A 24984-nucleotide genomic window follows, 5' to 3' on the forward strand; every position below is an offset into this window, starting at 1 on the left:
CGGCCCCCTGCGGGCCGGCCTGTCGTTCCTCGTGGTGGCAGTCTCCTGCCTCTGCTTTTGGGCGGCCCCTGCCCGGGCCGCCCTTTTTTGTTGTGCAATCCGCGCCCATGACTTCAAGCGTCTCCGCCCCCCGCTGGCCCGGCATCGATCTGCTGCGCGGCCTGACCGTCGCGGTGATGATCCTCGTCAACCAGTGGGCCGGCGTGAGCGGCCTGCCCGCCTGGATGAAGCACATGCCGGCCAATGCCGATGCGATGAGCTTCGTCGACATGGTCTTCCCGGCCTTTCTCTTCATCGTCGGCATGTCCCTGCCCTTCGCGCTGCAGGCGAGGCTGGACAAGGAGGGCCGTGCCGGAGCGCTGCGCCATGCGGCCGAGCGTGCGCTCGCCCTGATCGTGACGGGCCTCTTCATGGTCAACGCCGAGATGGCGCCGGCGGGCTTCAACGGCTCGGCCTGGCTGCTGGCAGCCCTGGTGGGCGTCTTCCTCGCCTGGGGCAGCGTGTCCGGCGGGCCGCTGCTGGCCTGGCCGTGGCGGGCGGCGGGTGGCGTCCTGCTGGTGGTGCTGGCCGTCGTCTATCCCGGCGGCATGGGCCTGCACTGGTGGGGCATCCTCGGCCTCATCGGCTGGGCCTATGGCTTGTCGGCCCTGCTCTTCATCGCCGCGCCGCCGCAGGCCCGCCTCGCGCTGGCTCTTGCGGCGCTGCCGGTCTGCGTGGCCTGGTTCGCGCTCGCGGCGCCGCAGGTCGGCGGGGGTGGCCACGCGACCCACACCCTGCTGGTGCTGGCGGGCATGGCTTCGGCGTTGCTGTTGCACGGGCCTCGTCCGCTGCCCAAGGCGACCACCTGGGCCCTGCTGCTGGCCTTCCTGCTGCTGGCCGCCGGCTTCGCGGTGAGGCCGCACTGGCCGCTGTCCAAGATCCTCGCCACGCCGAGCTGGGGCCTGGCCTGCGCCGGCGCCTCGCTGCTGCTCTACCTCGTGCTGCGTCCCATCGCGGACGCCGCGCCAGGCCGCGCCGCCATGATCGTGCTCGGCGACGCGGCCCGCCATCCGCTGCTGGCCTATCTGATTCCCTATGTGCTGGCCGCGCTGACCACGCTCGTGCCATGGAGCTGGCCGGCCGCGCTGAGCACAGGCGCCGCCGGCCTCGCGCGCGGCCTCCTCTTCCTCGCCTGGGTGCTGCTGCTGCTCAGGCTCTCACTGCGCGCCGGTCTGCGGCTGCGCCTCTGACATGAACCGCCGACACCTGCTCACCCTGACCGCCCTGCCGCTGATGCCCGCCCTCGCCGCCCCTTCGTCCCGCTTCCTGCATGTCGGCACCTATGCGCCGGCGGGCCAGGGCCTCTACAGCTTTGCCATTGGTGCCGACGGCGGCCTGAAGCCGCTCGCCGTCACGCCCAACGCCGGCAGCCCGAGCTGGCTGGCCACCGACGGCCGCCGTGTCTATGCCGCCGAGGAAGGTGCCGATCATGTTGCCGTCTACACGCAGGACGGCGCTGGCAAGCTGGAGCTGCTGCAGCGCCTGCCCAGCGGCGGCCGCTCGCCCTGCCAGCTGTCACTGAGCCATGGCCGTGCCTGGGTGGCCCACTACGGCGACGCCCGCTTTGCCGCCCTGGCGCTGCAATCCGACGGCCGCCTCGGCGCCGCCGACAGCTGGCCCAGTTGCAGCGGCGACTGCCGCCCCGGCCCGCAGAAGGCGGCCAAGGCGCCGCCCGGCAGCCAGGCCAACAGCGGCCATGACGCCCCGCATGCCCACATGATCCAGGCCAGCCCCGACGGCCGCTGGCTGCTCGGCACCGACCTCGGCCGCGACCGCCTGCTCGTCTGGCCGCTGACCGCCGCCGCGCCGGCCGCGCCGGCGCAGGAGCTGGCGCTGAGCCCCGGCTCGGGGCCGCGCCACTTTGCCTTCCACCCGCGCGACGCCCAACTGGTCTATGTGCTGCAGGAGGAATCGTCGACGCTGACCACGGTCGAGCTGACGGCCGACGGCCCGCGCCTGCTGGACGAGATCTCGGTACTGCCGTCCGGCTTCGCCGGTACCAACTACGCCTCCGACCTCCTCGTCGCGCCCGGCGGCCGGCATCTCTATGCGCTGAACCGCCTGCACGACAGCATCGCCGTGCTGTCGCTCGCCGAAGCCCGCAAGCCGCGGCTGCTGGATCACCACTGGGTGCGCGGCAACTACCCGCGCAGCGCCTGCATCGCTGGCGCCCATATGTATGTGTGCAACCAGCGCAGCGACCAGCTCAGCCACTTCGACCTGAGCCGACCCGAGGCACCGCGCTTCAGCGGCAAGCAGATCGCCGTGCCCACGCCTGCCGGCGCCTGCGCCCTCTAGCCCACCACCGACTGCAGCGTCGAGTTCCTCATCCAGTCGTCCGCGACGACGACGCGGTTGCGGCCCTTCTGCTTGGCCTGGTAGAGGGCCTTGTCGGCCAGGTGCATCAGCGTCTCGGGCGTGTCGCTGCGCGAGGCCTCGGCCACGCCGGCCGACAGCGTCACGCGCAGCGGCTGGCCGCCATCGCCCTTGAGCTCGAGCGCCTCCACGGCCAGTCGCACCTGCTCGGCCAGATGCTTCGCGCCGGCCACGCCGGTGGCCGGCAGCACCAGGCCGAACTCCTCGCCACCCAGGCGGCCCAGCACGTCGGAGCTGCGCAGCCGCGCCCGCGCACAGGCCGCCACGGCGCGCAGCACGTTGTCGCCGACGACATGGCCGTAGCGGTCGTTGACGCGCTTGAAGTGGTCCAGGTCCAGCATGACGAAGCCCACCGGCTGGTTCTCGCGCCGGCCGCGCTCCAGCGAATGCGCCAGCAGGGACACCGTCGTGTTGTGATTCACGGCGCCGGTCAGGCCGTCGACACTGGCCAGCTCGCGCATCTGCGCGGCCATGCGCTCGAAGCCCGCCAGCACGAAGCCGAAGCCGGCCGCCAGCACGGCCATGAAGGCGAGCATGAAGATGGCGCTGCTCCAGAAGGCCGGCGTGCCGGCCGGCAGGCTGCCGCCCCCCAGCCACCAGGCGGCGAAGGCCGCGCGCAGCAGCAAGGCGGCATTGGCCAGCAACAGCATCACCGCCACGACACGGAAGGAAAGCTCGCCACGCCAGCCCTGGCGCAGGGCCGTCACGGTGGCTGGCAGCAGCAGCACGGCCATGGCGGCCGACATGGCGCCGGCGCGCACCGGCGTGCTGACGTTGAGGATGAAGGGCACGGTCAGCGCGGCGGCGACCAGCAGCCAGTGCTGCCAGACCCTCAGGCCGCGGTTGAGCAGATGCCAGGACACCGCCGACGCGAACCGGGCCAGGCCGGCCATCAGCAGCAGGTTGCCGCCCAGCAGCACCAGCCAGCCGGGCAGCCAGGGCTGCAGCGCGAAGCACAGGAAGCCGCCGCACAGGGCCTTGGCCGCACCGCCGAGGCGCTTCAACTCGCCGCGCTGCAGGCCGCCCCGCCCGGCCAGCTCCAGCAGCAGCGTGAGCAGGCCGAAGCCGACGACGAGCATCAGCACCAGCGTCGGTACATCCAGCGTCATGCGAGGCGCCTCCCTTCCCAGGGTTTGGCCCAGTGTAGGCAGAGCGCCCGCGGCCGTCGCCAGGGTCTGCGCCGATGGCGTGGCCTGGCGGCCACGGCTTCAATGCCGGAGTGAGCGCCCCTTTCCTGACCCCATCCCTGTGCCTGCTGAACCCGCACGCCGCCAATGGTCGCTGCGCCGCCCTCGCCGCGCCGCTGCGCGAGGCCCTGCCCCAGGTGCCCCTGGTGCTGCCCGAGAACGTGGCCGCCGCGCGCCAGCGCCTGCTGGCCCTGCCCGAGGGCAGCCGCGTCATCGTCGCCGGCGGCGATGGCACGGTGCACCAGCTGCTGCCCGCCCTGGTGGCGCGCAAGCTGCAGCTGGCCCTCCTGCCCGGCGGCACCGGCAACGACCTGGCGCGGGCGCTGGGCCTGGCCCGCATGGGCTGGCGCGAAGCCCTGGCCCATGCCCAGCGCGCGCCGGCCTCGGCCATGGACCTGGGCGAGGTCACGACGCCGGAGAGCGGCGCCCAGTTCTTCATGTCCAGCCTGGCGGTCGGCTTCGATGCGGCCATCGCCATCCGCGCCCAGACCGCGCCCCACTGGCTGCGCGGCCAGCCGCGCTATCTGTGGGCCACGCTGAGCGAGATCGGCCGCTTGCGCCCGCATCTGCTGCGCATCGAGGCCGACGGCCGGCTGCTGCACGACGGGCCGATGCTGTTCGCTTCCAGCCTGAACACGCCGAGCTATGGCAGCGGCATGCCCGCCGCGCCGGGTGCGCGCGTGGACGACGGCGAGCTGCAGCTGCTGCGCGTAGGCGCCTTCGGCCGCCTGGGTGCCCTGGCCATGATGCCGCTGCTGCTGGCCGGCCAGCACCTGCGCCACCCGCGCATCGCGCTGTCGGCCTTCCAGACGCTGCGCCTGGGCAGCCCCGCGCCGCTGCCGCTGGCCGTGGACGGCGAGCCCCTGCCCTCGGCAACCGACCTCACGGTCCGGGTCTTGCCGGCGGCCCTCGCCGTCGTTCGCTAGACTGGCCCGCATGAAGCTCGCCGCCGCCCTGCTGCTGCTCGCCAGCACCCTCGCCGGGGCCGAACCCATCGGTTCGGTCGACACTGCATTCAAGCTCATCGGGCCCGACCACAAGGTCGTCGTCGATGCCCACGACGATCCCAAGGTGCAGGGCGTGACCTGCTATGTGTCGCGCGCCAAGACCGGCGGCATCAAGGGCGCCATCGGCCTGGCCGAAGACAAGGCCGAGGCCTCCATCGCCTGCCGCCAGGTCGGACCGATCACGATCGGCCAGCCCCTGCCGGCGCAGGAAGAAGTCTTCAACGAACGCATCTCCCTGGTTTTCAAGCGGCTGCGCATCGTCCGCATGGTCGACGCCAAGCGCAACACCCTGGTCTACCTGACCTATTCCGACCGCCTCATCGACGGCTCGCCCCAGAACAGCGTGACCGCGGTTCCGGTGGCGCGCGAAACCCCGATTCCGGTGAAGAAATGAGTTTCACGGCAGCTCTGTTCGCCCTGATGCCCATGCAGGCGCTGGCCGCTGCGTTGGTGCTGATCACGCTGATCGGCTGGCATGGCGCGAATGCCGGCGGGCGCTGGGCCCAGGTCGGCATGGCGGCGCTGGCCCTCGGCCTGGCCATGGTGAGCCCGACCCATGGCGAGCGCATGGCGGTGCCGGCCCTGCACAGCATCGGCCTGGCCATCATCAGCCTCGGCCTGTCCGCTCTGTGGTGGGCCCTGGGCCTGTGGCTGACGCCGCGGCCGGGACGCTGGCTGATGACCGCGGCGCCTTTAGCGCTCGGCCTCGGCCATGCGCTGCTGGCGGGCGACCACGACCTCGCCCAGACCCTGGCCGACATCGTGCTCGGTGCCCAGCTCGCCTGGCTGGGCGTGGCCCTGACCCTGCCCCAGCGCGCGACCGTGCTGCAGGGCCTGAACAGCCGGCGCTGGCGGACGCTGGGCCTGGCCGCCGTGTTGCCGCTGCTGGCGGCCATGCTGGCCCGCGCCGCGGTCACCCTGCTGGGTGACACGGCGGCACCCTGGCCCGACCTGCTGCTGGCCCTGGCCGGCCAGCTCGCCCTGCTGCTGAGCCTGCCCATGCTGCTGCTGGCCTGGCGCGGCCAGACCGAGGCCGAGCTGGCCCGCCTGGCCCAGACCGACGGCCTGACCGGCCTCATCGACGCGAGCGCCTTCACCCAGCGCTCCATCGACCTGATCTCCATGGCGCGGCGCTACGAGGAGCCCCTGGCCCTGGTGGTGCTGGAGCTGGATGGCTTCGCCACGCTGCAGGCCGAGCGCGACCTGGATTTCGCCGACCGCGCCCTGGCCCTGTTCGCCAGCTGCGTGCAGGCCCAGGGCCGCCTGGGCGACCTGGCCGGGCGCCTGGCCGACGAGCAGTTCGGCGTGCTGATGGCGCGCTGCTTGCCCGAAGGCCCGCAGGCCCTGGACGCGCGCCTGCGCAAGGCCCTGGCCGAGCGCGCGCCGGCCGAGCTGGGCATGCCGCTGTCCTTCAGCGCCGGCTGGGCCAAGCTGCGCCCCGGCGACCGCGGCCTGCCCGACCTGCAGCGCCGCGCCGAGACGGCGCTTTACGAGTCCAAGCGCGCCGGCAAGGGCCAGTTGATGGCCGAGCCCGGGGTTCAAGATTGATGAGCGACAACCTCGTCGACGAATGGGTCGGCCACAACCTGCTCAGCAGCGACCCCGCCCTGCTGGCCGCCCTTCATGAAGCGGCGCCCCAGGCGATCGAGCCGCTGACCCGCTATGGCGCCGAGCTCGGCAGCGCCGAGACCGCCCAGCTGGCGCGCGATGCCAACCGCAACGGCCCCCAGCTGCGCCAGCTCGACGCCCGCGGCCGCCGTGTCGACCTGGTGGACTTCCATCCCGCCTGGCACCAGCTGCTGGCGATGTACCGCCGCCAGGGCCTGGTGGCCGACGTCTTCGCCACCGACACGCCCGGCCGCTGGGCGCGCTTCGCGGCCGGCTGCTATCTGCACGGCCAGGTCGAGGCCGGGTCCCTCTGCCCGGCGACCATGACGCAGGCCGCCATTCCCGTGCTGGCCAGGCAGCCCGAGCTGTTCGCGCCGCTGCGTGACAAGTTCTTCAGCCGCGAGCACGACCCGCTGGACCGGCCGCTGCAAGAGAAGCCGGCAATCTGGGTCGGCATGGGCATGACGGAGAAGCAGGGCGGCTCCGACCTGCGCCGCGTGACGACTGAAGCCCTCGAGCAGGCCGATGGCAGCTATGCCATCACCGGCCACAAATGGTTCTTCTCGGCGCCGACCAGCGACGCCCACCTGGTGCTGGCCCGCACCGAAGCCGGGCCGACCTGCTTCTGGCTGCCGCGCTACACGCCCGACGGCGCCCGCAACGCCGTCCAGGTGATGCGGCTCAAGGACAAGCTCGGCAATCGCAGCAATGCCAGCAGCGAGGTCGAGTTCCACGGTGCCTGGGCGAGGCGGCTCGGCGACGAAGGCCGCGGCATCCCGACGCTGATCGAGATGGCCGGCTACACGCGGCTGAACTGCGTCATCGGCAGCGCCGCGCTGCTGCGCGCCGGATTTGTCCAGGCCCTGCACAACGCCCGCGAGCGCAGCGCCTTCGGCCGCCACCTGGCCGAGCAGCCGCTGATGCAGACCGTGCTGGCCGACCTGGCCTTGGAGAGCGAGGCCGCGATGCGGCTGATGCTGCGCCTGGCGCGCGGCTTCGAGAACAACGAACCAGCCTGGCAGCGGCTGATGACGCCGGCCGCCAAGCTCTGGGTCTGCAAGCGCGCCATCGAATGCACGGGCGAGGCCATGGAGCTGCTGGGCGGCAATGGCTATGTGGAAGACGGCGTGCTGGCACGGCTGTACCGCGAGGCGCCGGTCAACTCCATCTGGGAAGGCTCGGGCAATGTGATGGCCCTGGACGTGCTGCGCGCCATTGCCCGCGAGCCCGACGTGGCCCTGGCCCTGCTCGACGAATTCGCCGCCAGCCCCGATGCGCCGGTGCAGGCCGAAGCGCAGGCCCTGCGCCGCCTGCTGGCCGGCGACCCCGCCGCGCTGGAGGCCCAGGCCCGCCGCGTCGCCCAGGGCCTGGTGCTGTGCGCGCAAGGCCTGCTGATGCGCGAGCAGTCCTCGCCGGCCATGGCCGACGCCTTCATCGCGACCCGCTTCGGCGGCGATGGCCGCATGGTCGGCACGCACGCCCTGCCGCAGGCGGCGCGGATCCTGGACGCCGCCCTAGTCGCCTAGGTAGCGGCGCACGATGCGCGCCTGGGTGCCGTCCTTCTCCAGCGCCTCGCCGGCTTCGCGGTAGCGCTGCACCAGGGCGGCGTCGACCGAACGCTTGCTGAACATGATCTGGGCTGGCTCGTGGGACAGCGCAACGGCCGTGGACACGATGCGGCCCGCCAGCCCCAGTTCGCGCAGCTCCCAACTCGCCGTCGCCTCGCTGGCCAGCACGCCGTCGACGCGGCCGATGTCCAGCATCTGCCACAGGTTGCGGCGCGCTGCGGCCTGGGTCAAGGCGGCGCGAAAGGCCGGGTTGCCCAGCAGCTCCGCGTAGTCGGGGCCATAGACGACGCCGATCTGCACGCCCAGCTTGAACCCCGGCCGCCAGGCCTCCTGCAGGCGCGTGGCGCTGCCGAAGTCGGTCTCGCGGCCGGCCCGCACGAACAGCCGGTTGGCCACCAGCACATGCTGTTCGGCCCAGTGCGCATAGGCCTCGCGCTCGGGCCGGCGCAGCGCGCCCGGCAGCACGTCCAGGCGGCCGGCCTGCAGCTCGACCAGCGCGCGCGCCCAGGGCAGCTCGACCCAGACCGCCTTGCAGCCCATGCGCTGCAGGGTCTGCTCGGTCAGTTCGGCCTGCAGGCCGACGATGCGGCCGGCCGCGTCGCGCATCGTGTAGGGCGGGTCGGGGTTCCAGCGCACGCGCAGCTCGCAGCCGCAGGCCAGTGGCATCGCCACGGCCAGCCAGGCAAGGGTGAGCAGGCGAGACAGGAACATGCCTGCATTGTGGGTGAGGGCAAGCCCTGTCAGAGCGCTCCGACAGGGCACAGCGCTGCTGGCCGATACAGGCGACGACGCTGCGCGGCCATGCTATGGCCCACATCAGGAGACGCCCATGAGCATCGACGCCCCTCTGACGCACAACCCGCTGGCCGAGGCCAATCCCCACCGCCCGCTGTGGTCCACGCTGACGCGCTGGTGGTCGCCGGCCACCTCATCGGCCGCCGATCCGGTACTGGGCTATGAATCGGCCCTGCCCTGGACGCTGGGCGACGACGCGCACACCGACGCTGTCGAGACTCACTGAACATCGAGCCCCACGGCGGTTCAAGCCCGCCACATGGGGCCGCTGATGCCATGTGCCGGCCCGCGCCCAAGCGCGCGCCGGCCATGTCTTTACTGGATCAGCCCGTTCTTCAGCGCGTAATAGGTCAGGTCGCTGTTGGTCTGCAGCTTGAGCTTCTCGAGCACGCGCGTGCGGTAGGTGCTGACCGTCTTGACGCTGAGGAAGAGCGCCTCGGCGATGTGGCCCACGGTCTCGCCCTGGGCCAGGCGCAGGAAGACTTGGAACTCGCGCTCCGACAGCGCCTCGTGAAGGGGCTTGTCGGGCGCGGCGCCGCCGCTGCCGCCCCCCACCACGCTGTCCGCCAGCTGCTCGGCCACCGCCGGGCTGATGTAGCGCCGGCCGCGCGCCACCAGGCGGATGGCATTCGCGATCTCGTCCGGATCGCATTCCTTGTTCAGATAGCCGCTGGCCCCCTGGCGCAGCAGCGTCGTCGCATAGTGCGCCTCCGGGAAGCCGCTCAGGATGAGCACGGGCAGCTCGGGGAAGCGGGCCTTGATGGCCGCCAGCGCATCCACACCGCTCTGGTCGGGCATGGAGATGTCCAGCAGCAGCACATCGACCTCGCCGCCGCGCGCCATCTCCAGCGCGTCATGGCCGCTGGCGCCTTCACCCGTGACGCGCAGGTCGACGTGGTCGGAGAGGAACTGGCGCAGGCCGGTACGCACGATGGCGTGGTCGTCGACGATGCCGATACGGATCATGATGGACGCGGTGTTGAGAGTGGCGCCAGCGTAGCAGTCCGCTGCGCGCGCCGCGAGAGTCGCAGTCCTACATCGGCGCCGGCCGAGTCCGACAGGGCGCCGCGCTTCGGGACTATGCCGCCGCTGTCGGCGCGCCGCGATAGTCATCCCAGCGGTTCCGTGAAGCCGCCATCCAAGGAGAACGCAATGCTGAACAAGTCCGTCATCACCCTCGCCGTCGCTTCCGCCCTCGTGGCCACCCTGGCCGCCACCAGCGGCTGCGCCGTCACCCGCAACCAGGAAACCGTCGGCGCCTATGTCGACGATGCCGCGCTGACCACCCGCGTCAAGGGCAAGTTCGCCGCCGACCCGACCGTCAGCGCGATGGCCATCAGCGTCGAGACGCTGAAGGGCACGGTGCAGCTGTCCGGCTTCGCCAAGTCGCACGAGGAAAAGGCGATGGCTGAAAAGCTGGCGCGTGAGACCTCGGGTGTCGTCGCCGTGCGCAACGACATCGCCGTGCGCCACCCGCAGTAATGGGCTGATCAGGGACTTCCCCTAGGAGAAGTCCTACAGCGCGATGCGCTGCCGGCACTGCCGGCCCGACGCGGAAGCAGTCCATACTCCCACCTCATCTACCCTCGCGCCGCCGTCGGGCCATGCCAGCACTCAAAGCCTTCATCGTCGAAGACAGTCCGGTGATCCTTGAGAACCTGATTGCGACGCTCGAAGAGCTGGCGCAGGTGGAGGTGGTGGGATCGGTGGCCGACGAGGCCGGCGCGGTGCGCTGGATGAGCCGGGACCCCGATGCCAATGCCGACCTCTTCATCGTCGACGTCTTCCTTCGATCCGGCACCGGGCTGGGCGTGCTGCAAGCCGCCCAGCAACTCGGTTTGCGGGCCCGGCGCGTCGTGCTGACCAATTACGCCACCGAGGAAATGCGCCGCCGCTGCGCCAGCCTCGGCGCGGAGCGGGTGTTCGACAAGAGCCGCGAGCTCGACGACCTCATCAGCTATTGCGCTGAACTGGCCGAACATGTCCCAGCAGCGCGCCCTGCAGCCGCAGCCAGTTGAACGGCTGACGGTGCTGCGTCATCTCGATCCCTGGCTGGAAGGTGCCAGCCGCAACCGCGGCCTGGCCGTCGGCTTTGCCGCGCTCGCCGCGGCCGCCGTCATGGGCGTCAGCGAGGCCGCCTTCTGGGGCGCCGACGAGGCGCTCAACCAATCCCAGGCCCGCCACCAAGCCCGCAACGACGGCCTGCGCCTGCGCGAGCTGCTGACCGACGCCGAGACCGCCCAGCGCGGCTATCTGCTGACCGGTCGCGACGACTACCTCGCCCCCATCAAGCTGGCCGAGAAGGAACTGCCCGCGGTGCTGTCCCAGCTGCGGGGCCAGTATGCGAGTTCCGAATGGGAGGCCCTGGTGGCCGACGCCAGCGGCCGCGCCAGCGAGAAGCTCTCCGAGATCCAGCTCGTCGTCAAGCTCTACCGGGAAGGCCAGGACACCGCCTGGCATGGCCTGGTCGAGTCCGACATCGGCCGCGAGAAGATGCAGGCCGTGCGCGATGCCGTCGGCCAGCTCGACCAGCACGAGCTCGCCCAGATCGCCACCGAGCGCGACGCCGTCGTGCGCTCGCTGAACTACGGCCGCATCGGCGTGCATGGCCTGACCCTGCTCAGCCTGTTCGGCCTGGCCATCTTCCTGCGCCGCAACGAAGCCCTGCATGCCGCCCGCCGCGGCCATGCCCAGGAGCTGGCCCAGGAACGCGACCGGCTGGACCGCGAGGTGGCCCGCCGCACCGCCGAGCTGACCGAGCTGGCCCACCACCTGCAGACCGTGCGCGAGGACGAGCGAGCCCACCTGGCCCGCGAGCTGCACGACGAACTCGGTGCACTGCTGACGGCGGCCAAGCTCGACGTCGCGCGCATCCGCCGCATGACGCGCACCAGCGCGCCCGAGATCGACGAGCGCCTGGTGCACATGAGCCAGCTGCTCGACCAGGGCATCGCGCTGAAGCGCCGCATCATCGAGGACCTGCGCCCCTCGGCCCTGTCCAACCTCGGCCTGATCCCGGCGCTGGAGATCCTGACCCAGGAGTTCGCCCAGCGCTCCGGCCTGCAGCTCAGCCTGGAGCTGATGGAAGCCCCGACCGACGAGGCCGGCCGCCTGGCCTTGTACCGCCTGGTGCAGGAGGCCCTGACCAATGTGATGCGCCATGCCAAGGCCAAGCATGTGCGGGTCTCGCTGGCCGAGACCGACGGCTGGCTGCAGCTGCACATCCGCGACGACGGCCAGGGCTTCAACCCGGAAGCCGTCGGTGCCGGCCACCATGGCCTGCTCGGCATGCGCTACCGCATCGAGAGCCTGGGCGGCACGCTGCAGCTGCTGTCCGCCCCCGGCCGCGGCACCCTGGTGCTGGCCCGCCTGCCGCTGCGCGAAGACCCCGAGCCCGAACCGATCGCCGTGACGGCGCCGGGCGAGCTGGGCGGCCCCAGCCTTTCCTGAATTCCTACAGGCCAAGTCTGCCCGGGCCGACACGCCTCGGTCGACCCTGCACCCAAACTTCAAGTCATGTTGCTGCGCCGTCAGAGCGTGCAACGCAGACTTAGTTTGGAGGGCCTCATGCAATTCCCGCAATCTACGCACGCAGAAGGCTGGCACGCGCAGTTGCCGGCCCGTCCGCTGGGCGACATCCCCATCGTCACGCGTGACGCCGACGCGCTGTCGCCGCCGGTAAACAGCCGCCGCTTCCATGCGGCCGCCCTGCTGGTCGCCGTCGCCGCCCTCGGCGCCAGCGCCGGCCTCAACATGGTCGACGACCCGCGCCCGCTGGACGTGCAGATGAGCGTTGCCCTGCACCGTGCCGGCGAGACCCTGCGCGGCTGGCAGGAGCAGCTGTCGCGCGGCCTGCAGGTGTCGCTGCGCGCGGTGGCCGACGGCCGTGAAACCTCCACCCCGGCGGCACCCGCGGACGCCAGCCTCGTCGCCCAGGCCGCGACGCCTGTGGCGAAATCCGATGAAGACGAGGCAGCCGTTCGGGCCGATGTGATGCCGCGCCAGTTGCAGCCGACGCGATAGCCAGGCTCAGGCCGGCACCGCCTCCTGGGCGGTGGCGGCCAGCAGCTCGGCCACCGGCTGGGGCCGGTGCAGCAGAAAGCCCTGCACCTCGCCGACACCCAGGCGCACCAGTTCCAGCAGCACCTCGGGCGTCTCCACGCATTCCGCCACCGTCGTCAGGCCCAGGGTCTGGGCCACGTCGACGAAGCTGCGCACCGCCACCTGGTCCAGCGGATCGGTCATCAGCGCGCGCACGAACTGGCCGTCGATCTTCAACAGGTCCACCGGCAGCGCCTTCAGATAGCTGTAGGAAGAGGCGCCCGCGCCGAAGTCGTCCAGCGCGATGCGCGCTCCCAGGGCCCGCATCTGCTGGATGAAGCGGACCGCCTCGCCGAGCTGGGTGATGACGGCCGTCTCGGTGATCTCCAGGCACAGGGCCCTGGCGCGCGCCGGCCCCAGTTCGGTCAGCAGAGCGCGGGCCTCCTGGTGATAGGCCGCGTCCTGCAGGGTCAGGGCCGACAGATTGATGGACAAGGCCGCGAAGCGCGGCCCGCGGTCGCGCTTGAGCAGGGCCACGGCCTGGCGCAGCACCCAGCGGTCCAGCCGCGGCGCGAAATGGAAACGCTCGGCCGCCGGCATGAAGGCGCCCGGCATCACGCGGCTGCCGTCACGCTCGCGCAGGCGCAGCAGCAGCTCGCCGCGCAACTGCCCGTCGTCCTCGCCCTGGGCCGGCATGACGCGCTGCAGGTCCAGCTCGAAGCGGTCCTCGTCCAGGGCCTGCTGCAGCCGCGTGGCCCAGCGGTGCTCGCTCTGGTGGGCGCGCAGCGTGGCGTCGTTGGGCGCCCACAGCTGCACGCGGTTGCGGCCCTGCTCCTTGGCGATCATGCAGCAGGCGTCGGCCTCGCGCAGGGCCGCGTCAGCATCGGGCCAGCGCCCGTCCAGCGGCGCCACGCCGATGCTGGTGCCGATGCGAAAACGCTGCTCCCCGTGCACATAGCGGTACTGGTCCATCGCGTCGCAAAGCTTCTGCGCGACATGCAGAGCCTCGTCCAGGGAACAGTTCTCCAGGATGGCAGCGAACTCGTCGCCGCCCAGGCGGGCCACGGTGTCGCGGCCGCGCACGCCGGCTTCCAGGCGCCGCGCCACTTCGCGCAGCACCTCGTCGCCGGCGGCATGGCCGCAGTGGTCGTTGATCAGTTTGAAGCGGTCCAGGTCGAAGGCCAGCAGCGCATGGCCGCTGCCGTCGCGCTTGGCGCGCTCCAGCGTGCGGGCCAGGCGCTGGCCGAACTCGACGCGATTGACCAGGCCCGTCAAGCCGTCGTGGCTGGCGCGCCAGCGGATCTCGTCGAACTGGCGGCGCTGCTGGGTGACGTCGCGGAACACCAGCACGGCGCCCAGCACCCGGCCTTCGGCGTCGCGGATGGGCGCCACCGAGTCGTCCACCGCGCGCAGCTCGCCGTCGCGGCTCAGCAGCATGGCGCCCGCCGGCAGGCGCGTCGGCCGGCCGCTGTCCAGGCAGCGCTGCACCGGGTCGGCGATCAACTCGCCGGTCTCCTCGCGCTGGGGCAGGAAGACGCGGCTGGACGGCTGGCCGCGCGCCTCGGTGGCGGCCCAGCCGGTCAGGCGCTGGGCCACGGGATTGAGCCAGGTCACGCGGCCGAGGGCGTCGGTGGTCAGCACGGCATCCGCAATCGACTGCAGCGTCACCTCCAGCAGCTCGTGCTGTTCCTCGAGCTGGCGCTGCAGGCGGCGTGCCTCGCTGACATCCCAGCAGACCCCCGACAGCCGCAGCGGCCGGCCAGCGCCGTCGCGCAGCACGCGGCCCGAGCCGCGCAGCACATGGCTGCTGCCATCAGGCCAGCAGAAGCGCCATTCCCCTTCGAACTGGCGCCCGTCACGCAGGGCCTCGCGCACGGCCGCCGCGGCGGCGCGGCGGTCCTGGGGATGCAGGCGCCGGCGCCAGCGCGCCAGGCTGATCTGCCCCTGGCGCGGCTCGCCATGCAGCTTCCACATGGTGTCGTCCCAGGCCAGCTGGCCATGGCGGCCGTCCTGCAGGTCCAGGCTCCAGACGCCGATGCCGCCACTGTGCGTGGCCAGGGCCAGGCGCTCCAGCGTGCGCTCCAGCTCGGCCCTCACCTCGGCGGGCTCGCTGACGTCCAGCATGACGACGCCGACGCGCCGCCCGGTCTCATCCTCGTCATGGCGGCCGACGACGCGCAGCACACGGCGGCCGCCCTCCAGACCCGTCTCGCAGGGCAGTTCAACGTCCCAGCCTTCGCCATCGGCGGCGGCGCGCTGCAGTGCGGCGTCCAGCATGGCGGCGCCGTCGGGACCAAAGCGTTGCAACAGGGCGGCCAGCGTCGGCACCTGGCCCTTGGGCAGGCCCAGCAGTTCGCAGGCCGAATCCGACAGCGTCAGCTTTTCCGTGTCCGCCTGCCATTCCCAGGCGCCGACACCAGCCAGGCGGCTGCAACGCTCCAGGAAACGGGCGTTCTGCGCCAGCGCCAGCTGGGCGGCGGTGACGGAAGCAGCCAGCCCGGCGCGCTGCGCCTCGTCTGCGGGCACACCCGTCTGCTGGGATTCGCTCATCGATGCTTGCTCCAAGCCAAGAAGGGCAAGCTTGAGTCCCGCCGCCCCGGCCAAGCGTCGGCAGTCCGGGCGCCGGCCTGTAGGACAAGGCCGCATTCGGCGGCCATCGCCGCCTGTCCTACAAGCGCCTCGGCCTCGGGATGACAACCTCCGCGCGCGACGCGGCGTTCACTGGGCACAGCGGCCATGCCGCATTCCTCAGGAGCTCCTCATGACCACGCGCAGCAACCCCGTCACCCGTTGGATCGCCCCGGCCCTGCTGGGCCTGGCCGCCGTGACCGCCCTGCCTGTCGCCCAGGCCGCCGACGTCGGCGTCTCCATCGGTTTCAGCCAGCCCGGCGTCTATGGCCGCGTCGATGTCGGCCGCTATCCCCAGCCGGTGCTGATCGCGCACCAGCCCGTCGTCATCGGCCGTCCGGTCTACCGCGCCGACCCCGTCTATCTGTGGGTGCCGCCCGACCACCGCCGCAACTGGCGCCGCCATTGCGGCCACTACGGCGCCTGCGGCGCTCCCGTCTATTTCGTCGAGGACGGCTGGTACCGCCAGAACGTCGTCGTCTACCGCGACCGCGATCGCGATCGCGACTGGCGCCACGACGACCGCCGTCACCACCATCATCACGGCCGCGGCCACGGGCATGGCCACGGTCACGGCCATCGCGACTGATAGCCGGCAAAAGGCCGCGCCAGCCCCGCAGTTCCGGCCACCGCCGGCGGGCCTGGCGTCCTAAAGTCGGGTCAACCCTGACCGTTGTGCCGCGCCCGCGCGGCTGGCCCGGATGCCCGACTCCGCCTCTGCTTCTCCCGCCCCGTTCCCGCTGACCCCGCCGCCGGCCCCGCGCCGTGTCTCGGCGTATGCCTGGCCTTTCGCCCTGGCCCTGGCCGCCTGCGGCGGCGGCGGTTCCGCCACCAGCGACCCGCCGAGCCCGCCGCCGGCCGAGGCGCCCGCGCCGCTGCCCATGCCGGTGCCCGTGCCGACGCCCAGTCCGTCGCCCTCGCCGTCACCCGCGCCCAGTCCCTCGCCGAGCCCGTCGCCATCGCCGAGCCCCAGCCCGTCGCCCAGCCCGAGCCCGTCCCCGAGCCCGAGTCCATCACCTAGCCCCAGTCCGAGCCCCTCACCGGCGCCCACGCCGACACCGCCGCCGCCCCCGCCTCCCCCGCCACCGCCCGTGTCAGGCGTCGTGGCGGCCGGCCTGGGCCTGAACGCCGGCGCCCTGGTGCGCGTGCTGGATGCCACCGGCAAGGTCGTCGCCGACAAGAAGGCCGTCACCGCCGGCACGGGCGCCTACGGCCCCATCACGCTGACCGGCGCGGGCCCCTACCGCGTCGAAGCCTGCGGCAGCGTCGGCGACAGGCCCGTCTGCCTCTGGGGCGCGACCAACAATGGCGGCACCCTGCACCTGACACCCCTGACCAGCGCCATCGCCGTGCTGGCCAGCGGCCAGCCGCCCGAGACGCTGATGAACGGCGCCGCCCAGGGCCTGAGCGACGCCGCCCTGGCCAGCGCCCAGACGCAATTGCGCACGGCCCTCGCGCCGGCCCTGGCCGACGCCGGCCTGGCCAGCGACTTCGACCTGCTGGCCGGTGCGCTGACGCCCGGCGCCCACACCGGCTATGACCGGCTGCTGGACACGGTCGCCATCGGCCTCGGCTTCGACACCAAGGCCTTCGTGACGCTGAGCTCGCGCCTCGGCTCGGGCACGGCCTATCTTGAAACCGGCACCAGCCAGGGCAGCCTGAGCTTCGACGCGGGCGCCGCCGGCATCGACCTCACCGGCCTGGACGCGCTGGTCGCCAAGCTGGCCACCGCCACGGCCAATATCGTCAATTGCCAGAGCAAGACCATAGGCCTGGAAACCCTCTTCGACGCCAGCGCGCGCGCCAGCGTCGATGCCATTTCGGCGCCCTTCAGCGGGCGCGAGAACGCGGCGCAGCTGGTCTGCCTGCGCATGGACGGCATCCTGGGCGAGGGCGAGAAGATGTTCGGCGGCAAGCTGCTGCCCGCCCTGCTCGGCCGCTGCGATTTCGGCGCCGGCGACCCGCTGTGCCGCATCGGCTTCGTCTACCAGAACACCGCCGGCTTCCAACGCCGTCTCGGCATCGAGCAGGCCGCCGTCAAGCGGCCCACGGGCTGGACCCTGCTCGGCAACCGCCTGGAGGTGCAGGCCACGGCCGCCGCCCGCCTGGTGCTGACGCGCCGCGTCGACAGCGCGGCGCCGGGCGGGTATGCGCGCTATCTCGACATCAGCATCCCGGCCATCACCGCCAGTGGCGGCGGCGTGCTGCAGTGCGCCCGCGTCAGCCAGAAGGACGCAAGCGGCGCCGACGTCGCGCTGGGCCTCTTCAAGAAGGCCGGCGCGGGCGCCTATCTGAGCCTGTGGAGCGTCAGCGCCAGCGACGCCACGCCCAGCCTGGATCCCGCCAGCGGCGCCACGCGCGGCAACAGCATCGTCAGCCTGCCGGTGCCGGCCGGTGCCGCCGGCGACGCCGTGGCGCGCAATTTCGTGCGCGCGGGCCGCGGTCTGAAGATCGAGCTGTTCAAGGACAGCGCCTGCGCCACCCCCCTCGGCGGCCTGGACGGCGACGCGCTGGCCATCGACCTGGCCGGCCAGCTGCCCATCACGGCCAGCGGCCAGAGCGGCCAGCCCTGGCCGGTGCTGGTGGCCAAGGCCGTCACCGACCTGACGGGCATGAAGGGCGCCGTCAACGCCAAGATCAGCTATGGCCCGACCTGGACGCTGCCGCGCGGCGACCTGTTGCCGGACCGCGCCCTGCTCTGCACCGACACGGCCTGCTCGGCCAAGCTCGCCGAACTGGAACTCGGCGTCAGCAGCAAGGGCGCCTTCGCGACGGGGGCTTCGCTGGCCGCCACCGTGGGCAACACGGCCCTGAACACCACCAGCTACAAGCTGCTGCGCATCCTGGGCCGCATGCCCGACGGCCTGGTGCTGCAGCTGGACAGCCAGTCCTGCTCGGCCCAGACCTCCGGCCTGCCCTGCTAACGCGCCACGCGCACCAGCTTGCCGCTGTCGGTGATCATCAGCAGGGCGCCGTCGCCGGCGGGCTTGACGTCGCGGATGCGCTCGCCGAGGTCGGCGAACATCATTTCCCGCGCCGTCACGCTGTCACCAGCCAGCGTCAGCCGCCACAGCGCCTGGCCGGCCAGGGCGCCGACAAAGAGCTGGCCCTGCCACTCGGGGAACATGCTGCCGCTGTAGAAGGCCATGCCGGCCGGCGCGATGGAGGTCGGCACCCAGTAGGTCAGCGGCTCGACAAAGCGTGGCGCATGCGCGCCATTGCCGAGGCGGCAGCCGTCGCCGACCGGATCGCCATAGTTGCAGCCATAGCTGACCGTGGGCCAGCCGTAGTTGGCGCCGGCGCGCGCGATATTGATCTCGTCACCGCCCTGGGGGCCATGCTCGCCGACCCACAGCTCACCGGTCAGTGGATGCAGGGCGGCGCCCTGGGGGTTGCGGTGGCCCAGGCTCCAGATGCCGGCGCGCGCACCGCCGGCGAAGACGGGGTTGTCGGCCGGCATGCTGCCGTCGCGCTGGATGCGCACCACCTTGCCCAGGGTCTGGGCCAGGTCCTGGGCCGGGCTGCCGAGCTGGCGTTCGCCCAGGGTCACGAACAGCGTCTTGTCGCGCGCGAAGACGAGGCGCGAGCCGTAATGGCCGCCGCCGTTGACCTTGGGCGCCTGGCGGAAGATGACCGTCAGGCCCTGCAGCGCATTGCCGACCAGCTGGGCGCGCGCGACCGCGGTGCCGGCCTTGCCCGCCTCAGCACCCGTGCCCGGCTCGGAATAGCTCAGATAGACCCAGGGCGTGCTGGCGAAGTCGGGGTCCAGCGCGATGTCGAGCAGGCCGCCCTGGCCGGCGCTGTCCACGAAGGGGGCGCCGCTGACGGGCTGGCTGCTGACCAGATCGGCCGCCACGCGCACGACGCTGCCGCCGCGCTGGGTGACCAGCCAGCCGCCGTCGGGCAGTTGCACCAGCCCCCAGGGGCTGCTGAGGCGGGCCCCCTGCACCGTGGCACGGGCTGGGCCGGCCGGCGGGGAGGGGGTTGGGGTGGGCGCGGAGGCGGGCGAAGCCACGGGCTCCGCGCCCGTGCCACCACCGCCCCCTCCACAGCCCGCGACGCCGATCACCAGGATCAGCGCAGCCACGCGGGCGCAGGACGGAACGGGCAAGGCGGTCATGCTCATACAAACAAGGCCCTGGCGGTGACGGCGGGGCCATGATGCGCCAAAGCCGCGCGCCGCGCGGTAAGCAAATCTTGCCGTTGGCGACGGCCCGTCAGCGCCGCGGCAGCGGATAGCTGGCCAGGCTGGCAAAGCCCTTCTTCGACACCGCCTGCACGCCGAAGACGACGTTGTCCTTGGACACCGGCAGGGTCACGCGGGTGGACTTGCCCACATCCTTGAATTGCTGCCAGGCGGCCGAATCGGTGTCGCGCCAGACGATGCGGTAGCCGGCGACCTCGGGGTCGTCGCTGGCGGCCCACTCCAGCGTCGAGTCATTGGTCAGCTCGCGGGCATCGAGCCTGACGGCCTTGGGTGGCGCGGGCGCCCAGGCCAGCGTGGCCAGGCCGGCCAGGTTGGCGCGCGTCACGTCGGCCACATAGGCAAAGTCTACGAACTCGGGCAGGTCGCCATAGACGACGCCGCTTTCCGTCCTCGGGTTCTGGTGCTGGTGGGCGAAGTTCTCGAAGGGCTCGCTGATGCGCACGGCCGCATAGCCGCGCTCCAGGAAGGGGATGTGGTCGCCGCCACGCAGATAGCGGTCGCGGCGCTGGATGAGCTGCACGGTGAAGCCCGGCATGGCGGCTTCGGCCGCGGACTTGATGTGGCGACCCAACTGATGGGTCGGCAGGTCTTCGTTGGCGCCGGCCTGAAGCAGCGGCAGCAGCTCGGCCTGCATGGCGGCGACGGACTTGGCGTCGGCTTCGCTGGGCGGGCGGTTGGCGTTGGCGGCCGTCAGCAGGCGAACCAGGGGATCCAGGCCGTCGGCGAACAGGCGCAGCCGCCTGGGGTCGTGCTGGCCGGCATCGCCGCGCGAGCTGCCGATGATGTCGTTGGTGATCATGGCCTCGACGTTGGTGCTGGCCGCGCGGGCCTCGCGCGCCCATTGCGCGGCACCCAGCAGGCCCTGCTCCTCGCCCGGCACGGCCATGAAGACCAGGGTGGCGTCGAACTGGCGCCGTGCCATCACGCAGGCCAGTTCCATGACGGCGGCCGTGCCAGAGGCGTCGTCGTTGGCGCCGGGCGCCTCGCCCAACGCGTCCATGACATCGCTGTTGCGCGAGTCGTAGTGGCCGCTGACGACGAGGACGCGGCCCTTGCTGGCACCGCGGCCCGGCAGCGTCGCCACAACATTGACCAGCTCGGTCGGCTGGTTGACGCGGTTGCCGGCCGGCTCGATGAAGCTCTGTTCCTCCACCTGCAGCCGGCCGCCCGCAAGCTTGGCGCAGGTCGACAGCTCGGCCGTGATCCAGCGCCGGGCCGCGCCGATGCCGCGGGTATCGGAGGCGATGTCGGACAGGGTGTGGCGGGTGCCGAAGCTGACCAGTTTGCGGATGCGCGACTCGATGCGCGCCGGGCTGACCTCGGCCAGCATGGCCTTGAGTTCGTCGGCAGGAAGGGGCTGCTGGGCCTGGGTGGAGGCGGCGAGCAGGGCGAGGGCGGCGGCGGCGAGGCGGTGCATGCAAATGATTCTGCCCTTGCCGGCTCGGCCGGCTTCTTCTACGCTGGGCCCACCACCGAGGAGGTCCGATGAGCGCTGAACAAAGCCTGGATTCACGAGTGAGCGCTATCCGCACGGTCGCGCTGGTCGGCCCCGCGGCCGCTGGCAAGACCCTGCTGCTGGACGCCCTGCTGGCCCATGCCGGCGCCATCCCGCAGGCCGGCAGCATCGAGCGCGGCAGTACGGTCTCCGACCATGACCCGCTGGAGAAACGGCTGGGGCATTCGCTGCAGTCCAGCCTGGCCCACTTCACCCACGGCGGCATCCGCGTCCACGCCATCGACACGCCCGGGGCGGCGGACTTCGTCGGCCAGGCCCTGCCGGCCCTCGAAGCGGCGGACACGGCCATCGTCGTCGTCAACGCCCAGAACGGCATCGAGCTGATGGCCCAGCGCATGCTTGGCGCGGCCGGTGAGCGAGGACTCACAAGGCTCATCGTCGTCAACAAGATCGACTGCCCGGAGGTCGATCTGCCCGGCCTGCTGGCCCAGTTGCGCGAGGTCTTCGGCAAGGAGTGCTTGCCACTGAACTTGCCCGCCGACGGCGCCAAGCGCGTCGCCGACTGCTTCTTCGCGGCGTCTGGGGACGCCGATTTTTCGTCCGTGGCCGAAGCCCACAGGGCCCTGGTGGAGCAGGTTGTCGAGGTCGATGCCGCCTTCGTCGACCGCTACCTGACCGACGGCGACGTCGACCCCAAGGAGCTGCACGCACCGCTGGAGCAGGCACTGCGCGAAGGCCATCTGATCCCGGTCTGTTTCTGCTCTGCCAAGACGGGGGCCGGCATCGCCGAGCTGCTGGGCGCCATCGAGGCCTTGATGCCCAACCCGGCCGAAGGCAACCCGCCGCCCTTCCTGGAGGGCAAGGGGCCCGAGCCCCAGCCCTACCCCGCCAAACCCGACCCGGCCGCCCATGTGCTGGCCCATGTGTTCAAGATCGTCGCCGACCCCTATCTGGGCAAGATGGGCATGCTGCGCGTGCACCAGGGCCGCGTGGCCAAGGGCGGCATGCTCTTCGTCGGCCATGCGCGCAAGCCCATCCGCGTCGGCCATCTCTTCATGCAGCAGGGCGCCAAGCACGTCGAGGTGGACGAGGCCCTGCCGGGCGATCTCTGCGCGGTGGCCAAGGTGGACGACATCGCCTTCGATGCCGTGCTGCACGATGCCCAGGAAGACGAGCACATCTTCCTGAAGCCGCTGGCCTTCCCGACGCCGGTGCATGGCGTGGCCATCAGCCCGGCGCGACGCGGCGACGAGCAGAAGCTCTGGGAGGTGCTGGCCCGGCTGGTGGACGAGGACCCCTGCCTGCGCATCGAGCAGGCCGGCGAAACTCACCAGACCCTGGTCTACGGCCTGGGCGAGCTGCATCTGCGCCTGCTGCTGGACCGGGTGCGCGAGCTCTACAAGGGCGAGGTCGTCACGCAGCCGCCGCGCATCGCCTACCGCGAGACCATCTCGGCGCCGGCGGAAGGCCACTACCGCCACAAGAAGCAGAGCGGCGGCGCCGGCCAGTTCGGCGAGGTCTATCTGCGCATCGAGCCGCTGGAGCGCGGCGCGGGCTTCGAGTTCGTCGACGCGGTCAAGGGTGGCACCATCCCGGGCCAGTTCATGCCTGCCGTGGAGAAGGGCGTGCGCTCGGCCCTGGCCACAGGCGCCATCGCCGGCTATCCACTGGTGGACCTGCGCGTCGTCGTCTACGACGGCAAGCACCACTCGGTGGACAGCAAGGAAATCGCCTTCGTCACCGCCGGCCGGCGCGCGCTGATCGAGGCCGTTCGCGAGGCCCGGCCCCTGGTGCTGGAGCCCATCGTGCAGGTCGAGATCACCGCGCCCGAGCACAGCATCGGCGACATCACCGGCGACCTGGCTTCACGGCGTGGCCAGGTGAACGGCACGCGCGCCGCCGTGCCCGGCAGCCTCATCGTGCAGGGCCTGGCGCCGTTGGCCGAACTGGCCAGCTACCAGTCGCGGCTGAATGCGATCACGGCCGGCGAGGGGCGCTACACCCTGCTGCTGTCCCACTATGAGCCGGTGCCGCCGAACACGCAGAGCGCCCTGGTAGGCGCGTACAAGGCCGGCGAGGAGGAGTAAAAGCCGCCTCAGTGCGAGGACGACTTCTTGGCCGTCTTCCTGGCGGCCGGCTTCTTCTGGGCCTCGACCTCGGTCTCGGTGTGCATCACGCACTGCCACTCGCCGTCCTTGCGCATCCAGACCGATGAATCGGCCATCTCCTGGGCCACCGGCTTGGCATCGCTGTCGCGCTGGGCCATTTCCTGCTTGACGCGATAGGTCAGCACGGCCGTGTCCTCGCTCGGGTGCATGACCTGCATGTCGCTGAGCTCGAAGGACTTGATGACCATGCTGCCCTTCTCGGCCATCTCGCGGTACTGGGCATGGTCAAACTGCATGGCGCCATGGGAGCTGACCATCAGCGAAGGTTCGGCCAGCATGCCAAGGGCGGTGTCGGTGTCCTCGTCCACCATGGACTGCCAGAACTTCTTCTCGAGGGCGATGAGGGTGGTGTCGGCGCTGTGCATGTCGATCTCCTGATCGGTTGGGATCAGTTCAATATGGGCGCCAACGCGAGCGGCCACCGTAGGAACTGCGACCGCATGCCGGTCGGCGTGCGCCTACGGGTGAAATGCTCTTGGTTAAGGCTCATTTATCATTGCGCCATGCCTGCCGCTCCCCGCGACGTCGCGCAGATCCGATTGGACAACGCGATGCGGCTGTTCGAAGAGTTCGTCAGCGCCACCGTCAAACATGCCGATGCCGCCACCTTGCGTGGCCTGGAGCGGCGCTTTGCCGAACGACTGCAGATCCAGCCCAGCTACTGGAGCCAGATCAAGGGCCGCTCGCGCCAGATCGGCGAGCGCCTGGCGCGCCAGTTCGAACAACTCTGCCACAAGCCGCCGGGCTGGATGGACCTGGAGCACGGCGCAGCCGCTGCGCCGCCCCCGCTGACCAGCATGGCCGCGGCCCTGGCGCCTGCAGCGCCGCCCGCCGAGGCATCGCCCAGCCTCCCGAAGGACGATGACGAGCGCTTCATCATCGGCCTGGTCCTGACCTACTACCGCCGCCACCCGCAGCGCGCCCGCACGCGGCTGCTGGACCTGCTCGGCGAGGTGCTGACGCCAGAACCCGCCGCGCCGCCCCGTGCCGCGCCCAAGGCCGCCCCCAGCCCGCAGGCCGAGCTGGACGAATGGCGCAAGCTGCAGGCGGGAATCGCCCCGCTCAAGCCCAAAAAGCGCTGACGCCGGACCGAGGACAGCGCCTGCGCGCTGTTCGACGCATCCGTCATTGGACGGCCGCATCCTCAACGTTAGGGGTGTTGGATAAAAACCGCTTGCGCAAGAGCAACGTTTGTTTATCATTTGCGCAAGTCGTGACGCAGAAGTCCTCAAGCGTTACGGCGACGCAGCACCCCTCAAGCCCCTGACCGCCCGGCCCGCTTGTCTCGAGCGCAAGCCCCGGGCACTCCCAAACCTCGAATGCCAAAAGCAGGCCCATCAGGGTCGCGCCGCCGCATTGCCCGCCGCCCCCGCGCGGTACCCACCGGAGCACGCCATGCCCCAATTCACCTCCCCCCGCCCGCTGCAGATCAAGACGCTGAAGCCGCGCAATCCACTGGTCGCACCCGCCATGAAACGCCAGGCCGGTGCCCACCAGAGCGCCCACAGCGCCCATGCCCAGCGCCAGCAAGCCCGCCTCGAACTGCGACGCCTGCTGCGCGACCGTTTTCCGGACGACAGCCCCTGACAACAGCGCACCGCCAGCCCCTCGATCCATGTGATGAGGGCCGCCGGCCAGGTGCCAAGGAGACCCTCATGAGATTGATCGAATTGCGCGGCCCCGACGCCGCCGAAACCCACGACGCCTGGGCCTTGCGCTTCAAGCGCATCAAGCGCGCCGCCCGCGCCATCCGCCTGGTGTTCTCGCCGGCCTACCGCCGGCGCAAGGCCCGCAGCCATCTGGAGTTCTATGCCGAAGCCGGCGCGCCCGAAGGGGCGCTCTATATCGACGGCAAGCTGACCGCCCAGCTGGAAGGGGTGCGCAGGCTCTGACAGGCGCCCCTC

24 protein-coding genes are annotated in these 24984 nt (G+C 71.5%); 17 read left to right on the top strand and 7 right to left on the bottom strand.

The annotated features are described in order from the left end of the window. Positions 1 to 107 precede the first annotated feature (107 nt). Together AC07OY_RS24500 and AC07OY_RS24505 are read left to right on the top strand one after the other, a co-directional pair. Positions 108 to 1229, top strand: coding sequence for a DUF5009 domain-containing protein (locus AC07OY_RS24500; RefSeq protein ID WP_495045200.1), 1122 nt, complete (start codon positions 108 to 110; stop codon positions 1227 to 1229). Between the two features lies 1 nt (position 1230). Beyond that, positions 1231 to 2337 (top strand): lactonase family protein, encoded by a 1107-nt coding sequence (locus AC07OY_RS24505; protein WP_495045201.1) that lies wholly within the window; start codon positions 1231 to 1233, stop codon positions 2335 to 2337. Here the strand turns inward: AC07OY_RS24505 and AC07OY_RS24510 are convergent. Continuing rightward, positions 2334 to 3524: a GGDEF domain-containing protein gene (locus tag AC07OY_RS24510; protein WP_495045202.1), complete on the bottom strand. Its 1191-nt coding sequence runs from the start codon at positions 3522 to 3524 to the stop codon at positions 2334 to 2336. The genes AC07OY_RS24505 and AC07OY_RS24510 overlap by 4 nt on opposite strands. A gap of 110 nt (positions 3525 to 3634) precedes the next feature. Between AC07OY_RS24510 and AC07OY_RS24515 the strand changes: the two genes are divergently transcribed. From AC07OY_RS24515 to AC07OY_RS24530, 4 genes are read left to right on the top strand one after another with little or no spacing between them, the layout of a single operon-like run. Continuing rightward, positions 3635 to 4528, top strand: a complete 894-nt coding sequence (locus AC07OY_RS24515; RefSeq protein ID WP_495045203.1) for a diacylglycerol/lipid kinase family protein — start codon at positions 3635 to 3637, stop codon at positions 4526 to 4528. 10 nt (positions 4529 to 4538) lie between these two features. Further along, complete coding sequence (locus AC07OY_RS24520; RefSeq protein WP_495045204.1) at positions 4539 to 5003, top strand: CreA family protein; 465 nt, start codon at positions 4539 to 4541, stop codon at positions 5001 to 5003. Then, on the top strand, positions 5000 to 6157 hold the full coding sequence (locus AC07OY_RS24525) for a GGDEF domain-containing protein (RefSeq protein WP_495045205.1): 1158 nt from the start codon (positions 5000 to 5002) through the stop codon (positions 6155 to 6157). Before AC07OY_RS24520 ends, AC07OY_RS24525 begins: the two co-directional genes overlap by 4 nt. Next, the gene (locus AC07OY_RS24530) at positions 6157 to 7743 is read left to right on the top strand and encodes an acyl-CoA dehydrogenase family protein (protein WP_495045206.1); all 1587 of its coding nucleotides are present in this window, start codon (positions 6157 to 6159) and stop codon (positions 7741 to 7743) included. The genes AC07OY_RS24525 and AC07OY_RS24530 overlap by 1 nt, the downstream gene beginning before the upstream one ends. Here AC07OY_RS24530 and AC07OY_RS24535 read toward each other — a convergent pair. Beyond that, positions 7732 to 8496, bottom strand: coding sequence for a substrate-binding periplasmic protein (locus tag AC07OY_RS24535; RefSeq protein WP_495045207.1), 765 nt, complete (start codon positions 8494 to 8496; stop codon positions 7732 to 7734). The genes AC07OY_RS24530 and AC07OY_RS24535 overlap by 12 nt on opposite strands. Positions 8497 to 8614: 118 nt before the next feature. Here AC07OY_RS24535 and AC07OY_RS24540 point away from each other — a divergent pair, with 118 nt between their 5' ends. Then, a complete protein-coding gene (locus tag AC07OY_RS24540) occupies positions 8615 to 8806 on the top strand; it encodes a hypothetical protein (RefSeq protein ID WP_495045208.1) in 192 nt (63 codons plus the stop codon). A gap of 89 nt (positions 8807 to 8895) precedes the next feature. On the opposite strand, the gene AC07OY_RS24545 is transcribed toward AC07OY_RS24540, so the two are convergent. Further along, positions 8896 to 9546, bottom strand: a complete 651-nt coding sequence (locus AC07OY_RS24545) for a response regulator (protein ID WP_495045209.1) — start codon at positions 9544 to 9546, stop codon at positions 8896 to 8898. A gap of 186 nt (positions 9547 to 9732) precedes the next feature. Here AC07OY_RS24545 and AC07OY_RS24550 point away from each other — a divergent pair, with 186 nt between their 5' ends. From AC07OY_RS24550 to AC07OY_RS24565, 4 genes are all read left to right on the top strand, one after another. Then, positions 9733 to 10062 (top strand): BON domain-containing protein, encoded by a 330-nt coding sequence (locus AC07OY_RS24550; protein ID WP_495045210.1) that lies wholly within the window; start codon positions 9733 to 9735, stop codon positions 10060 to 10062. Between the two features lie 122 nt (positions 10063 to 10184). Then, positions 10185 to 10598, top strand: coding sequence for a response regulator transcription factor (locus AC07OY_RS24555; RefSeq protein WP_495045211.1), 414 nt, complete (start codon positions 10185 to 10187; stop codon positions 10596 to 10598). Continuing rightward, a complete protein-coding gene (locus AC07OY_RS24560; protein ID WP_495045212.1) occupies positions 10561 to 12030 on the top strand; it encodes a CHASE3 domain-containing protein in 1470 nt (489 codons plus the stop codon). The genes AC07OY_RS24555 and AC07OY_RS24560 overlap by 38 nt, the downstream gene beginning before the upstream one ends. A 117-nt stretch (positions 12031 to 12147) precedes the next feature. Continuing rightward, the gene (locus AC07OY_RS24565) at positions 12148 to 12603 is read left to right on the top strand and encodes a hypothetical protein (protein WP_495045213.1); all 456 of its coding nucleotides are present in this window, start codon (positions 12148 to 12150) and stop codon (positions 12601 to 12603) included. A 6-nt stretch (positions 12604 to 12609) separates the two neighbouring features. Here the strand turns inward: AC07OY_RS24565 and AC07OY_RS24570 are convergent, their stop codons facing one another. After that, a complete protein-coding gene (locus AC07OY_RS24570; protein WP_495045214.1) occupies positions 12610 to 15171 on the bottom strand; it encodes an EAL domain-containing protein in 2562 nt (853 codons plus the stop codon). Between the two features lie 211 nt (positions 15172 to 15382). Here AC07OY_RS24570 and AC07OY_RS24575 point away from each other — a divergent pair, with 211 nt between their 5' ends. Continuing rightward, a complete protein-coding gene (locus AC07OY_RS24575) occupies positions 15383 to 15838 on the top strand; it encodes a hypothetical protein (protein WP_495045215.1) in 456 nt (151 codons plus the stop codon). A 502-nt stretch (positions 15839 to 16340) separates the two neighbouring features. Continuing rightward, positions 16341 to 18173 (top strand): hypothetical protein, encoded by a 1833-nt coding sequence (locus AC07OY_RS24580; protein ID WP_495045216.1) that lies wholly within the window; start codon positions 16341 to 16343, stop codon positions 18171 to 18173. Here the strand turns inward: AC07OY_RS24580 and AC07OY_RS24585 are convergent. Next, positions 18170 to 19369, bottom strand: coding sequence for a PQQ-dependent sugar dehydrogenase (locus AC07OY_RS24585; protein ID WP_495045217.1), 1200 nt, complete (start codon positions 19367 to 19369; stop codon positions 18170 to 18172). The genes AC07OY_RS24580 and AC07OY_RS24585 overlap by 4 nt on opposite strands. A gap of 97 nt (positions 19370 to 19466) precedes the next feature. Beyond that, entirely contained in the window at positions 19467 to 20873 is a 1407-nt protein-coding gene (locus tag AC07OY_RS24590) for a M28 family metallopeptidase (protein WP_495045218.1), read from the bottom strand. Between the two features lie 68 nt (positions 20874 to 20941). Between AC07OY_RS24590 and fusA the strand changes: the two genes are divergently transcribed. Further along, positions 20942 to 22999, top strand: coding sequence for an elongation factor G (gene fusA, locus AC07OY_RS24595; protein ID WP_495045219.1), 2058 nt, complete (start codon positions 20942 to 20944; stop codon positions 22997 to 22999). Between the two features lie 8 nt (positions 23000 to 23007). On the opposite strand, the gene AC07OY_RS24600 is transcribed toward fusA, so the two are convergent. Next, complete coding sequence (locus AC07OY_RS24600) at positions 23008 to 23445, bottom strand: nuclear transport factor 2 family protein (protein WP_495045220.1); 438 nt, start codon at positions 23443 to 23445, stop codon at positions 23008 to 23010. Positions 23446 to 23583: 138 nt separating this feature from the next. On the opposite strand from AC07OY_RS24600, the gene AC07OY_RS24605 reads away from it, so the two are divergent. The 3 genes from AC07OY_RS24605 (at position 23584) to AC07OY_RS24615 (ending at position 24972) form a co-directional block, all read left to right on the top strand. Next, on the top strand, positions 23584 to 24162 hold the full coding sequence (locus AC07OY_RS24605) for a hypothetical protein (protein ID WP_495045221.1): 579 nt from the start codon (positions 23584 to 23586) through the stop codon (positions 24160 to 24162). Between the two features lie 313 nt (positions 24163 to 24475). Beyond that, positions 24476 to 24667, top strand: a complete 192-nt coding sequence (locus tag AC07OY_RS24610; RefSeq protein ID WP_495045222.1) for a hypothetical protein — start codon at positions 24476 to 24478, stop codon at positions 24665 to 24667. Between the two features lie 68 nt (positions 24668 to 24735). After that, the gene (locus AC07OY_RS24615) at positions 24736 to 24972 is read left to right on the top strand and encodes a hypothetical protein (RefSeq protein ID WP_495045223.1); all 237 of its coding nucleotides are present in this window, start codon (positions 24736 to 24738) and stop codon (positions 24970 to 24972) included. The last annotated feature ends 12 nt before the right edge of the window (positions 24973 to 24984 follow it).

Source organism: Roseateles sp. GW821-FHT09H10 (genome assembly GCF_059415865.1).

Bases quoted from the DNA above. Each gene is read 5' to 3' on its own strand.
- AC07OY_RS24555 (WP_495045211.1), top strand. From the start codon at position 10,185: ATGCCAGCACTCAAAGCCTTCATCGTCGAAGACAGTCCGGTGATCCTT.
- fusA (WP_495045219.1), top strand. From the start codon at position 20,942: ATGAGCGCTGAACAAAGCCTGGATTCACGAGTGAGCGCTATCCGCACG.
- AC07OY_RS24545 (WP_495045209.1), bottom strand. From the start codon at position 9,546: ATGATCCGTATCGGCATCGTCGACGACCACGCCATCGTGCGTACCGGC.
- AC07OY_RS24600 (WP_495045220.1), bottom strand. From the start codon at position 23,445: ATGCACAGCGCCGACACCACCCTCATCGCCCTCGAGAAGAAGTTCTGG.
- AC07OY_RS24550 (WP_495045210.1), top strand. From the start codon at position 9,733: ATGCTGAACAAGTCCGTCATCACCCTCGCCGTCGCTTCCGCCCTCGTG.
- AC07OY_RS24605 (WP_495045221.1), top strand. From the start codon at position 23,584: ATGCCTGCCGCTCCCCGCGACGTCGCGCAGATCCGATTGGACAACGCG.
- AC07OY_RS24540 (WP_495045208.1), top strand. From the start codon at position 8,615: ATGAGCATCGACGCCCCTCTGACGCACAACCCGCTGGCCGAGGCCAAT.
- AC07OY_RS24530 (WP_495045206.1), top strand. From the start codon at position 6,157: ATGAGCGACAACCTCGTCGACGAATGGGTCGGCCACAACCTGCTCAGC.
- AC07OY_RS24610 (WP_495045222.1), top strand. From the start codon at position 24,476: ATGCCCCAATTCACCTCCCCCCGCCCGCTGCAGATCAAGACGCTGAAG.
- AC07OY_RS24585 (WP_495045217.1), bottom strand. From the start codon at position 19,369: ATGACCGCCTTGCCCGTTCCGTCCTGCGCCCGCGTGGCTGCGCTGATC.
- AC07OY_RS24615 (WP_495045223.1), top strand. From the start codon at position 24,736: ATGAGATTGATCGAATTGCGCGGCCCCGACGCCGCCGAAACCCACGAC.
- AC07OY_RS24560 (WP_495045212.1), top strand. From the start codon at position 10,561: ATGTCCCAGCAGCGCGCCCTGCAGCCGCAGCCAGTTGAACGGCTGACG.
- AC07OY_RS24520 (WP_495045204.1), top strand. From the start codon at position 4,539: ATGAAGCTCGCCGCCGCCCTGCTGCTGCTCGCCAGCACCCTCGCCGGG.
- AC07OY_RS24565 (WP_495045213.1), top strand. From the start codon at position 12,148: ATGCAATTCCCGCAATCTACGCACGCAGAAGGCTGGCACGCGCAGTTG.
- AC07OY_RS24535 (WP_495045207.1), bottom strand. From the start codon at position 8,496: ATGTTCCTGTCTCGCCTGCTCACCCTTGCCTGGCTGGCCGTGGCGATG.
- AC07OY_RS24505 (WP_495045201.1), top strand. From the start codon at position 1,231: ATGAACCGCCGACACCTGCTCACCCTGACCGCCCTGCCGCTGATGCCC.
- AC07OY_RS24500 (WP_495045200.1), top strand. From the start codon at position 108: ATGACTTCAAGCGTCTCCGCCCCCCGCTGGCCCGGCATCGATCTGCTG.
- AC07OY_RS24570 (WP_495045214.1), bottom strand. From the start codon at position 15,171: ATGAGCGAATCCCAGCAGACGGGTGTGCCCGCAGACGAGGCGCAGCGC.
- AC07OY_RS24525 (WP_495045205.1), top strand. From the start codon at position 5,000: ATGAGTTTCACGGCAGCTCTGTTCGCCCTGATGCCCATGCAGGCGCTG.
- AC07OY_RS24575 (WP_495045215.1), top strand. From the start codon at position 15,383: ATGACCACGCGCAGCAACCCCGTCACCCGTTGGATCGCCCCGGCCCTG.
- AC07OY_RS24590 (WP_495045218.1), bottom strand. From the start codon at position 20,873: ATGCACCGCCTCGCCGCCGCCGCCCTCGCCCTGCTCGCCGCCTCCACC.
- AC07OY_RS24510 (WP_495045202.1), bottom strand. From the start codon at position 3,524: ATGACGCTGGATGTACCGACGCTGGTGCTGATGCTCGTCGTCGGCTTC.